The organism is Christiangramia sp., assembly GCF_029937855.1.
Classification (GTDB): Bacteria; Bacteroidota; Bacteroidia; order Flavobacteriales; family Flavobacteriaceae; genus Christiangramia.
On record NZ_JAPYPC010000036.1, the window covers coordinates 21,904 to 33,360 of the forward strand.

Annotated in this window: 10 protein-coding genes; 4 read left to right on the top strand and 6 right to left on the bottom strand. The window is 36.5% G+C overall.

Annotated elements, in window-relative coordinates:
- Positions 1–10: 10 nt before the first annotated feature.
- Positions 11–307, bottom strand: a complete 297-nt coding sequence (locus Q1K34_RS15690; protein WP_300440966.1) for an antibiotic biosynthesis monooxygenase family protein — start codon at positions 305–307, stop codon at positions 11–13.
- Complete coding sequence (locus tag Q1K34_RS15695; RefSeq protein WP_300440969.1) at positions 308–1,141, bottom strand: SAM-dependent chlorinase/fluorinase; 834 nt, start codon at positions 1,139–1,141, stop codon at positions 308–310. It abuts the gene before it with no gap.
- A gap of 210 nt (positions 1,142–1,351) precedes the next feature.
- Here Q1K34_RS15695 and Q1K34_RS15700 point away from each other — a divergent pair, with 210 nt between their 5' ends.
- The 3 genes from Q1K34_RS15700 to acs all read left to right on the top strand — a co-directional run bounded on the left by Q1K34_RS15700 (position 1,352) and on the right by acs (position 5,385).
- Positions 1,352–2,305 (top strand): PhoH family protein, encoded by a 954-nt coding sequence (locus Q1K34_RS15700; RefSeq protein WP_300440972.1) that lies wholly within the window; start codon positions 1,352–1,354, stop codon positions 2,303–2,305.
- A 21-nt stretch (positions 2,306–2,326) separates the two neighbouring features.
- Positions 2,327–3,280: a phosphoribosylaminoimidazolesuccinocarboxamide synthase gene (locus Q1K34_RS15705; RefSeq protein WP_300440975.1), complete on the top strand. Its 954-nt coding sequence runs from the start codon at positions 2,327–2,329 to the stop codon at positions 3,278–3,280.
- Between the two features lie 191 nt (positions 3,281–3,471).
- Complete coding sequence (acs, locus tag Q1K34_RS15710; protein ID WP_300440978.1) at positions 3,472–5,385, top strand: acetate--CoA ligase; 1,914 nt, start codon at positions 3,472–3,474, stop codon at positions 5,383–5,385.
- 4 nt (positions 5,386–5,389) lie between these two features.
- Here acs and Q1K34_RS15715 read toward each other — a convergent pair whose 3' ends face one another.
- From Q1K34_RS15715 to Q1K34_RS15730, 4 genes are all read right to left on the bottom strand, one after another.
- A complete protein-coding gene (locus Q1K34_RS15715) occupies positions 5,390–6,061 on the bottom strand; it encodes a 3'-5' exonuclease (protein WP_300440980.1) in 672 nt (223 codons plus the stop codon).
- Positions 6,058–7,980: a DUF294 nucleotidyltransferase-like domain-containing protein gene (locus Q1K34_RS15720; protein WP_300440982.1), complete on the bottom strand. Its 1,923-nt coding sequence runs from the start codon at positions 7,978–7,980 to the stop codon at positions 6,058–6,060. Before Q1K34_RS15720 ends, Q1K34_RS15715 begins: the two co-directional genes overlap by 4 nt.
- A 40-nt stretch (positions 7,981–8,020) precedes the next feature.
- Complete coding sequence (locus Q1K34_RS15725) at positions 8,021–9,103, bottom strand: DNA topoisomerase IB (RefSeq protein WP_300440984.1); 1,083 nt, start codon at positions 9,101–9,103, stop codon at positions 8,021–8,023.
- A gap of 127 nt (positions 9,104–9,230) precedes the next feature.
- Positions 9,231–10,319 carry a M42 family metallopeptidase gene (locus Q1K34_RS15730; RefSeq protein WP_300440987.1) on the bottom strand — a complete coding sequence of 363 codons (1,089 nt, stop codon included), beginning with the start codon at positions 10,317–10,319 and terminating at the stop codon, positions 9,231–9,233.
- A 119-nt stretch (positions 10,320–10,438) separates the two neighbouring features.
- On the opposite strand from Q1K34_RS15730, the gene Q1K34_RS15735 reads away from it, so the two are divergent.
- Positions 10,439–11,149, top strand: coding sequence for a DUF4294 domain-containing protein (locus Q1K34_RS15735; RefSeq protein WP_300440990.1), 711 nt, complete (start codon positions 10,439–10,441; stop codon positions 11,147–11,149).
- The last annotated feature ends 308 nt before the right edge of the window (positions 11,150–11,457 follow it).

An 11,457-nucleotide genomic window follows, 5' to 3' on the forward strand; every position in this document is an offset into this window, starting at 1 on the left:
TCACTTTTCACTACTCCAAACTAACCAATTTATCCACACTCCAGGCTTCAGGTTTTTCATTGAATAAAACCTTTGTGTTTGCCCACACATTTTTAAAAAGTTCAGAATTTCTATAGTTTTCTAAAGATTCCTCATCTTTCCAGTAACTATACGTGAAAAACTGGTTTGTATTGTCTTTACCTCTATAGAGTTCTAAAAAAAGGCAACCTTCAAAACCTCTTATTTTTGATTTGTTTTCTTCAAAATTAACCAGGAATTCATCGATCTTATCAGCTTGAAATCCCATTTTGACTATACGTACCAACATCTATTCAAAATTTACTGTTATCGTATCCAGATATTCCAGTCCGAAGAGACTTGCCGCACTTCCTACCGTACTTGGATTACTTTTATAAATAGCTAATTCAATATAACCGGCCGAATTAAAAACTGCCAGTTTTTTGCCGTCTTCTTCTTTTCGTTTTTCCTTTTCCACCTCAAAATTAATGGCATGGCTGTAAGTTTCATATATCGTACTGAAATTCACTGTTCTTGCACTGATTTTAAAGGTTCTCCCTTTCCCTACAGTTTCGAAAAGTTTCCTGGAAATATTGGTGATCACATTTCCGTAGTTGTCAATATAGATCACATGACCTAAGATCTGATTCTTTTCAGAATTGATAATAGGCTCAAATTGTTTAAGATGCCTGATCTCACTAACGCTTTTACCTATGACTTCCAGGGTTCCGCCTCTGGAAATATGGCAGGCAACTTTTACAAAAACGTCCAGCACCGGGAAATTGGTCTGGATCTTATCATGAATATTGATCTCTACGATTTTTTCAGGTCTTATTTCTGAAGCCAGAAGTGAAAGAATCCCGTTATTGGCGCAAATAAAATAATGTTCATCCAGTTTAACCGCGAGGTGTTTGTTTTCCGGGGTTAATTCAGAATCTATGCCAATAATATGTATGCTTCCTTTTGGAAAACTTTTATAGGCATTCTTTATGATGTAAGCAGCTTCACTAATATGAAAGGGAGAAACAGAATGGGAAACATCAACAATCCTAACATCACTTAATTCACTATAGATAGCTCCTTTAACCGCACCAGCGAAATAATCTTTCTCCCCGAAATCGGTCGTTAAAGTGATGATTGCCATAGGCGATTGTTAATATTTTTTTAATCTGAGACTGGTAATTTTCCTTAAGTTTGTATAGAAGGCGAATATAATTTTATTTTTAGTGATTCGCTTAGGCTAAAAGCTAAAAAATACCATAAATTCGGTTTCAAAATTAGGATATTGAAATGCGAAGGACAAATAAAAATGAACTGAAAATTGCATAATGCTTCATCTTAAAAAACATAGCTTTTGAACGAACTTCTTATTGAACTCTCAGAAATTAGCCCTCGAGAATTTTTCGGGCAACAGAATGAACACATTGAACTCCTAAAAAAGTATTTTCCGAAACTAAAAATTGTCGCCAGAGGTAGTAAAATACGCGTCTTTGGAGATGAAGAAATGCTGGAAGAATTCGATAAGCGTTTTTCCATGCTGATGGATCATTTCGGAAAGTATAATAAGCTGGACGAAAATACCATCGAAAGGGTGTTAACCAGTGAGAGTGAAGAAGATTATGCAAGTTCAAAGGAAAGTGGTGAAACTATAGTGCATGGGATAAGCGGGAAGGTGATTAAAGCTCAGACCGTTAATCAGCGGAAACTGGTAGAACTTTCTAAGAAAAATGATCTGGTATTTGCTATTGGTCCTGCAGGTACCGGGAAAACGTACACTGGAGTTGCCCTCGCAGTAAAAGCACTGAAGGAGAAGCAGGTAAAAAGGATCATTCTAACCAGGCCGGCGGTGGAAGCAGGAGAGAATCTTGGTTTTTTACCGGGTGATCTTAAAGAAAAACTGGATCCTTACATGCAGCCGTTGTACGATGCTTTAAGGGATATGATCCCTCATGAAAAACTTGAAGTTTTTATTGAGAAAGGGGTGATTCAAATAGCACCATTAGCATTTATGCGTGGACGTACTCTGGATCATGCATTTGTAATTCTTGATGAAGCACAAAATACCACCCATGCTCAAATGAAAATGTTTTTAACCCGAATGGGGAAGAGTGCAAAATTCATGATCACAGGAGATCCGGGACAAATTGATCTTCCCAGGAGAACAATTTCAGGATTAAAAGAAGCGCTATTAGTACTCAAAGATGTAAAGGGAGTTGGAATGGTATATCTTGATGATAAGGATGTAATTCGTCACAGATTAGTGAAAAAAATAATCGCCGCCTACAAAACAATAGAACATAACGATTAATTATAAAAGTTCAAACTCTTTATGAGTAATACGATTACTAAATCAAATTTTAATTTTCCCGGACAGCAATCTGTTTATAAAGGCAAAGTGAGGGATGTCTATTTTTTAGAAAATGATCTTCTTGTGATGATCGCTTCAGACAGGCTTTCGGCTTTTGATGTGGTGATGCCAAAAGGTATTCCTTACAAGGGACAAATCCTGAACCAGATCGCTACCAAGATGATGGAAAAAACCAGCGATATTGTTCCAAACTGGCTGGAGGCAACACCAGATCCTAATGTCGCGATCGGTAAAAAATGTGAACCTTTTAAGGTAGAGATGGTGATTCGCGGTTATATGTCTGGCCACGCAGCCAGGGAATATAAAGCCGGTAAAAGGGAATTATGTGGGGTGGCGATGCCTGAAGGTTTAAAAGAGAATGATAAATTTCCGGAACCGCTTATAACTCCTGCCACCAAAGCAGAACATGGAGATCATGATGAAGATATTTCACGGGAAAACATCATTAAGCGAGGAATTGTTTCTGAAAAAGATTATTTAAAACTTGAAGATTACACCAGGAAGTTATTTCAACGTGGAACTGAAATAGCTGCAAAGCAGGATCTAATTTTAGTGGACACCAAATATGAATTCGGAAAAACTGCTGATGGTAAAATTGTCCTTATAGACGAGATCCATACCCCAGATTCTTCCAGGTATTTTTACAAAAATGGATACCAGGAGAGACAGGAAAAAGGAGAAGCCCAAAAGCAACTTTCAAAAGAATTTGTTCGCCAATGGTTGATCTCAAATAATTTTCAGGGATTAGAAGGACAACAGGTTCCTGAAATGAGCGATGAATATATCGAGTCTGTTTCTGAAAGGTATATTGAGCTTTACGAGAATATTACCGGTGATAAATTTGAAAAGGCTGATGTTTCTAATATTGAAGAGAGAATTCAAAAAAATGTAGAATCTTATCTAAAAGCTCAATAAAATAATTTTTAAAAACGAATTGGCAGATTGAGCCTGTCGAAATCTAAAGAATCAGTTTAACAAAAAAAATTTACCAGATAGAATAGAATATTTTTACCTGTTATAACTTTTTTGATTCCTTACGATTTAATAATTTTAAAGACAGAACCGGTTTAACCGGTTCTGTCTTTTTTCATTTAACCAACTTAACCATGAGCAATTATCACATAAAGAATCTAGAGGAATATTTTCAGGTATATCGTAAATCTGTTCGGGAACCGGAAAATTTCTGGCAGGAAGTAGCCGAAGAACATTTTGTCTGGAGAAAAAAATGGGATAATGTGTTGAGCTGGGATTTTTCAAAACCAGAGGTGAAATGGTTTGAAAATGCTAAACTTAATATTACTGAAAATTGTATAGATCGTCACCTTCTGGCACATGGAGATAAAACAGCGATCATTTGGGAGCCTAACGATCCAAAAGAAGAGGCTTTACATCTTAGTTTTAATGAACTTCATAAAAAGGTAAATCAATTTGCCAATGTGCTGAAAGATAACGGGATCCAGAAAGGTGATAAGGTATGTATTTATTTACCAATGATTCCCGAGTTGGCTTTCGCTGTTTTAGCCTGTGCAAGGATTGGAGCTATACATTCCGTGGTATTTGCTGGATTCTCAGCTTCGGCCCTCGCCACCAGAACTGTGGATGCCGATTGTAAAATGTTGCTTACTTCAGATGGTTCTTTCCGCGGGGAAAAGACAATAGATCTGAAAGGGATTGTTGACAAAGCGCTGGAAGACTGCCCCGATGTAGAAACAGTCTTAGTAGCCAAAAGAACCGGTGCAGATGTTAATATGAAAGAAGGTCGCGATAAATGGCTGGAACCATTGATGGAAGAAGCTTCAAAAAAATGTGCTCCCGAAATAATGGATGCTGAAGATCCTTTATTTATCCTTTATACTTCAGGATCTACCGGAAAACCCAAAGGCATGTTGCATACCACTGCCGGATATATGGTGTATTCTGCCTATACATTTAAGAATATTTTCAATTACCAAGATGATGATGTCTATTGGTGTACAGCAGATATTGGCTGGATTACCGGGCATTCCTACATCGTTTATGGCCCCTTGTTAAATGGAGCAACTACAGTAATGTTCGAAGGAGTGCCATCCTATCCCGATTTTGGCCGGTTTTGGGAGATCGTGGAAAAACATAAAGTAAATCAATTTTATACTGCTCCAACGGCTATCAGGGCGCTGGCAAAAAAGAACCTTGATTTTGTAGATAAGTATGATCTTTCTTCCCTTAAAGTTCTGGGAACTGTGGGTGAGCCAATTAATGAAGAAGCATGGCACTGGTACGATAATAATATCGGTAAAAATAAAAGTCCGATTGTAGATACCTGGTGGCAAACTGAAACCGGAGGAATTATGATCTCGCCAATTCCGTTTGCTACTCCAACAAAACCGACTTTTGCTACTTTACCATTTCCTGGAATTCAACCCCTTTTGATGGATGAAGAAGGAAAAGAGATCAAAGGAAATCAGGTTGATGGTAGGTTGTGTATAAAGTTTCCATGGCCTTCCATGGCACGAACTATTTATGGAAATCATGATCGTTATAAAGAAACCTATTTTTCAACCTTCGAAAATAAATATTTCACTGGTGATGGTGCCTTACGAGACGAAACCGGATATTACAGGATTACAGGTAGAGTAGATGATGTAATTATTGTTTCCGGTCATAATTTAGGGACTGCTCCAATTGAAGATGCAATTAACGAGCATCCGGCGGTGGCAGAATCTGCTGTGGTTGGTTTTCCTCATGAAGTGAAGGGAAATGCGCTATACGGATTTGTGATTTTGAAGGAATCCGGGGAGTCAAGAAATCAGGATAATCTCCGAAAAGAAATCAATCAGCAGATCGCAGATAAGATAGGACCTATTGCCAAACCCGAAAAAATACAGTTTGTGGAAGGCTTACCGAAGACCAGAAGTGGTAAGATCATGAGAAGGATACTTAGAAAAATTGCTTCAGGGGATACTTCAGATCTAGGGGATACTTCTACTTTATTAAATCCTGAAGTGGTAGAAGATATTATTGCAGGTGCAGAAATGTACTAAAATTCTATATTTTATAAATATCCTTTAAGCTCGTGTCTTTTCCTTTATTAAGACGGCCCAGCAATTTCATAAAAACCAGCGCGGTTATAAAAGCGTCCCCAGCTGCGGTATGCCTATCGGTAAGATCGATGTTATAATCCTCTGCGATTTCATCAAGAGAATATATTTTATTCTTATCTATCAGGTTAGTGGTAATTCTTGTTTTCTTATAAAGGATAGCGGTGTCCAGGAATTTGTTTTTTAGCCCGGGAAGCCCTTGTCTTTTCAATGCCTGATTGATCATTTTTTTATCGAATCCTGCATGATGTGCTACTAAAACTGAGTTTTGAATATAGCTGAGAAATTTCTTTAGTGCTTCTTGCTCTGAGAGTTTGGTGAATTTCTCATTCTGAATAATCCCATGGATTTTTACGGTTTCCGGATTAAATTTTTCCTGGTCAAGAAATACCTCAAAATTATCACTGATCTCTATGCTTTTATTTTGAATCCTCACCGCTCCAATACTTAATATTCTATCTTCCTCATAATCGAATCCCGTAGTTTCGGTATCGAAGCTTACAAAGTTAATTTCTGAAATTTTTGCCGGGAGCTTTTCTTCAAAACTTTGAGAATAATTTTGCCAGAAAAAAGGAAGTTCCTGCTCATTTTTATTTTTCTTAAACCATTCTCTAATCATAAGTAGTATGTAATTTCGAACCTGACTTTAATAAGTTCCTGGATCTCCTTAATAGTTTTAAAACATCGTTTAAGCTTAATTTTATCTTCTTTTCCCAGATCTTCGAGATTTATAAACCTTCCGTTATCTTTATTTTTTAAACCCTGCTTTGTCCTGAACTTTATAAGAACTTTGGAAGAATAAGCACAGGCCTGGTAGATTTCTTTATTATTAGGTTCCAGTTGAGCCAATTTTTGAAATCTTTCTGCAGTATTACTTATATTTTTTACCTGGTGTTCCAGGATTAAAACCCGGGCAGCATCTGTAAGCGGCAGGATTCCACGCTTTTTAATATCAAAAAGATCCTTTTTCTCTCCATCGTGTTCTACTAAAAACTGCCGGAAGAACCCAAGTGGCGAAGGATTCCTCAATGCCTGTGCTGCGAGTCTATTTAAAAAATTTCTATTTCCTTTTAAAATTTCAAACACATGATCTGAAAGTTGATTTGTAAGCCTTACATCTCCATAACTGATGTCAAAATCAAAAAATATCTGGCAAAGCAGGATTTCATCTTTCCCCGAGCTAGTCACCCATTGGGAGAATTGATCTTTCCATTCTGAAAGTGATAAACAATATTTAGGATTTCTGGCCATCATTTCTGCAGGACAAAATTGATAACCTATAATATTTAATCTTTTAGTAATCTTTTTAGCAAGTTTCAGAAAATAAAGTCTGGTTTCTTCTAGTTTTTCTTCAGGAACATCTTCAAATATTAAAGCATTATCCTGATCTGTATGCAGTAATTGTTCTTTTCTTCCCTGACTTCCTAAAGACATCCATGCAAACCTGACAGGAACAGGAGACTCCATTTTTTCAATGCACCTTTCAATGGTTCGTTTAATAGTGGCGTCGTTCAGTTCAAAAATGATATTGGAGATATGGGTTAAGGGGATATTACTTTTTAAATATCCATTTAAAAGAGTGCTTATTTTATTCCTTATCCGCTTAAGTTTCTTTGTACTACCAGCCCTTTTGATCGCTTTCATTAAAACCGCAGGATTATTTCCCTGTGATACCATAATATCATGTTCAGATACTATTCCCTTTACTTTGGTATTAGGGGTGCCATCTTTAGTGATGCAAATGTGGTTAATATTGTGTTTCATCATTGTAAGCTGAGCCTGGGAAATAGTTAGCTCTTTAGAATAACAGATTACGGGGGAATTCATAACTTCACTAATGGTTTTTTCGATAGGAAATTTACCTGTAACCACCAATTCCCGAAAATCAACATCAGTTACTATTCCTACAGGTTTTTTATTTTCTACTACAATAACGGATCCCACATTTTTATTGCTCATTAAAATGGCAGATTTTTTAATACTGGTTTCAGGGGAAACCGTCACGATCTTTTTAATTATGTTAATAGGCTGTAATTCGAAAAGTGCCTCCTGCTTAAAGCTTATGTCTTCATCTTCTGAAATAAGTTTACCTCTATTTTCCGTAGAATAAGGGTTTCTCGTGTTGGAGGCAAAACTCTCCATAAGAAAATTACCAACATTTGCATTGCTTATTGCATAAGGTCTGAAAATGTGTAATGGGATAGCGTAAATCACGCTTTCTTCATCGGTTATTGCATTAATTTGGTAATTCTCTTTTGCAAAAAGGGGGCGTAATCCAAAAATATCGCCTTCGTCACATTTATCGATCGTTTCAGGATTATGGTTCTCATCTATTTTTTGAAGATCCACGGCTCCTTTCTGAACGATGTAGAAATATTCATGAACATTTTCGTCCTTAGCAAAAATTGTTTCCCCCTGCTTAAAATATATTACTTTAATTTCACGGGCAACAACCTCTAATTGCGAATTTTCCAGCAACGAAAAAGGAGGGAAGTTCCGTAGAAAATCAGCAATACGTGTGGCAATAGAATTTGGCATAGTTCAAATTTATCTGAATTATAACAATTATGCCCCTATATTAATCTTCAATTTCTATTTTATAATCCTTAATTAATTTGTGAATTGCTTCTTCTGTTTCTGAGAGCTGCGTATAGGTTGGAGCTTTATCCTGCTTTACTTTTTTAAAATAAGGAACAATCTCACCGGTTTCATAGGTTTCAATAATCTTTGGATGCACATAATAACTTCTGCAAACTGCACGGGTATTTCCCAATCCTTCAGCGGCAGCATCAAAGCCTTTAAGAATATTCTTTTTATTCTCTTTCTCGTCCTTTGTAAAGCCTATTTCCCGTAAGGTTTCAAAGAAAATTTTGGAAGCAGACCATGTTCTGAAATCTTTAGCAGAATACATTTCACCACTCAATTCGTGGATATATTCATTAATCATCCCGCTATCAATACTTTGCTTTTCCCCATTTTCATTATAAAACTTGAAAAGCTCCCACCCGGGAATCTCTTCGCATTGATTTATTAATTCTACAAGTCCCTGGTCTTCGATGCTAATAGAATGTTCTTTCCCTTTCTTGCCCACAAATTCAAATTTAATTCCGCCCTCGAAGGTCTTAACATGCCGGGTTCTAAAAGTGGAAAGTCCATACGTTTTATTTTGCCTGGCATAGTAATGATTTCCAATTCGTATATGGGTTTCTTCCATTAAACGAATTACAAGCGCCAACACTTTTCTTTTGGGCATTCCTTCAAGATCCAGATCTTTATCAACCTGTTTCCTGATTTTTGGAAGGATCTTTCCAAAAGCGGTCATTTTGAAAAATTTGGTCTGATTTCTAATTCTAGACCAGGTGGGGTGATACATATATTGCTTACGATCCTTTTCATCCCTACCAACCGCTTGTAGGTGCCCATTTGAGAGGTGGGTTATCTTCACATTTTTCCATGCAGGAGGAATCACAAGTTTTTTTATTCTTTCAATAGTATCCGGATCAGAAATTTTCTCCTCTTTCTTATAATAAGCAAAACCACGCCCTACTTTTTTTCTTTGAATGGATAAGTGGTTTTCTGAAACGTATCTCAGATTGGCAATTTTTACGGCTTGGTGAGGATCGTTTAGTAAAGTTTCAACATCATCTGGCGACAGCGTCATAGTTTTTCAGTTAAAGATAAGCTGAAATTGTCCTTACATTATTTAAAATATTGTGAAAATATGTCCGCTATAAAAAAGTAAACTCCCTGAATTCAGGGAGTTTAACACATAATTAAACAATGTTGTACTAATCGAAATAACTAAAACGCTCCCCTTCTTTAATATTTAGAAGTGATTCGTAGATAAGATTGATCACATTTTCAACATCATTGCGATGCACCATTTCTACAGTAGTGTGCATGTACCTTAAAGGTAGTGATATCAATGCGGAGGGAACACCACCGTTACTGTATGCAAAAGCATCAGTATCGGTACCCGTAAATCTGGACGAAGCATGACGCTGAAAAGGAATTTTCTTGTTTTCAGCGGTCTCAATGATCAATTCCCTTAATCTATTCTGAACTGCGGGAGCATAAGAGATCACCGGGCCAGCACCAATCTTATTCAATCCATTGGTCTTCTTTTCGATCATGGGTGTAGTGGTGTCGTGGGTTACATCTGTAACAATGGCCACGTTTGGCTGAATTCTATGTGTGATCATTTCTGCACCACGTAACCCAATTTCTTCCTGAACGGAATTAGTAATGTAAAGACCAAAAGGTAATTCTTTTTTATTTTCTTTCAGGAGTCTTGCTACCTGGGCGATCATAAAGCCCCCAATTCGGTTATCCAGCGCACGGCAAACGAATTTATCTTCATTAAGAACAAAGAATTCATCTGGATAGGTGATAACGCATCCCACATGAACCCCTAATTTTTCCACATCCTCCTTATTATCACACCCAACATCAATACATATATTGTCCATCTTCGGAGATTGCTCTTTTTCCTTATCTCTGGTATGAATGGCCGGCCAGCCAAAAACGCCTTTTACAATGCCGTTCTTAGTATGAATATTTACTCTTTTTGAAGCGGCAATTTGATGATCACTACCTCCGTTTCTTACCACATAGATCAATCCTTCATCATTAATATAGTTCACGTACCAGGAAATCTCATCAGCATGACCTTCTATTACTACCTTGTATTCAGCTTTAGGATTTATAACGCCAACTGCGGTCCCGTAGGTATCAGTAATGAATTCATCTACATAAGGCTTAAGATATTTCATCCATAATTTTTGACCTTCAGATTCATAACCGGTTGGAGCTGCATTATTTAGATAGCTTTCTAAAAACTCTAATGATTTTTTGTCCAGTATTTCGTTTTTCTTCATAGTTCAAATTAATTTTTACGAATTTAAAAAGTTTTAGATGGGTAACAACTTGCTATTGATTAATTTTGGAATGATTTTGGTGAAATTTAATTCTGTAATAGTTTGAAATTAGACTTTTAGTGATCAAATATTTATACATATTAATTGGAATAATAGGATTGAATGGATTTGCTCAGGAGAGAAGATCAGAGCCTCAAGACACTGTTGAAAATGATACTATTGAAAAACGGTACATGATTATCGCGGGGGATTCTATTCCTCGAGAGACCATAGATCTTGAAGAAGTGGTGCTGCTGCGTAAACTTAAATTCGATAGTAATACAGATAGGAAGCGCTATTTAATATTAAGGAGAAAAACCAGAAAAGTGTATCCTTATGCCAAACTGGCATCTGAAAGACTGGTAGAGTTGAATTCCAGATTAAACGATATAAAGTCCAGAAGGGAAAGAAAAAAATACACCAAAATCGTTCAGAATTATATTGAAGATGAATTTTCAACTGAATTAAAAAAGCTTACCCGAACTGAAGGCCAGATTTTAGTAAAACTAATTCATCGGCAAACAGGCGTTACAACATTTGACCTGGTAAGGGAGCTTAAGAGTGGTTGGAGAGCTTTTTGGTATAATACTACGGCAAGTATGTTCGATATATCTTTGAAAGAGGAGTATCACCCTGAATCTAATCAGGAAGATTTTTTAATCGAGGATATTTTACAAAGGTCTTTTCGAGATAATATTTTAGAAAGACAGTCAAGCGCATTAGATTTTGAGTATCTTGATCTAAGCGATAAATGGAATAATCGCGAATCCCTTAAAAAAAGAAGCAGGTAATTCTACTTCAATCCTACAAATTTCCAGACGGCTCTGCCTGTGGACTGTTTGCTTTTTGGCAGAGGTTGGAACTGCTTTTTTGCAGTTCTGGATGAAGGAAAATAAAAAAAGTTTTTGGACGGGATACTAAAATGATACCGATAACTATCGGTACGGTGAAATACCCTTACTGATTGTCTTGGGAGAGTCTTTTTTAAAAAATTTTGTTAACTCTGACCTTCAGAGGATTAAGTTTTAATCTTAATTTTATCTAAAAAAACTCAAATTTTTATTTGGTGGAAAGGAAGAAGTTGGTGTATATTTGCAGC

Excerpts from the sequence above, each read along its gene's own strand:
- Q1K34_RS15715 (WP_300440980.1), bottom strand. The coding sequence starts at position 6,061 with ATGATTAGAGAATGGTTTAAGAAAAATAAAAATGAGCAGGAACTTCCT.
- Q1K34_RS15730 (WP_300440987.1), bottom strand. The coding sequence starts at position 10,319 with ATGAAGAAAAACGAAATACTGGACAAAAAATCATTAGAGTTTTTAGAA.
- Q1K34_RS15690 (WP_300440966.1), bottom strand. The coding sequence starts at position 307 with ATGTTGGTACGTATAGTCAAAATGGGATTTCAAGCTGATAAGATCGAT.
- Q1K34_RS15695 (WP_300440969.1), bottom strand. The coding sequence starts at position 1,141 with ATGGCAATCATCACTTTAACGACCGATTTCGGGGAGAAAGATTATTTC.
- acs (WP_300440978.1), top strand. The coding sequence starts at position 3,472 with ATGAGCAATTATCACATAAAGAATCTAGAGGAATATTTTCAGGTATAT.
- Q1K34_RS15725 (WP_300440984.1), bottom strand. The coding sequence starts at position 9,103 with ATGACGCTGTCGCCAGATGATGTTGAAACTTTACTAAACGATCCTCAC.
- Q1K34_RS15705 (WP_300440975.1), top strand. The coding sequence starts at position 2,327 with ATGAGTAATACGATTACTAAATCAAATTTTAATTTTCCCGGACAGCAA.
- Q1K34_RS15720 (WP_300440982.1), bottom strand. The coding sequence starts at position 7,980 with ATGCCAAATTCTATTGCCACACGTATTGCTGATTTTCTACGGAACTTC.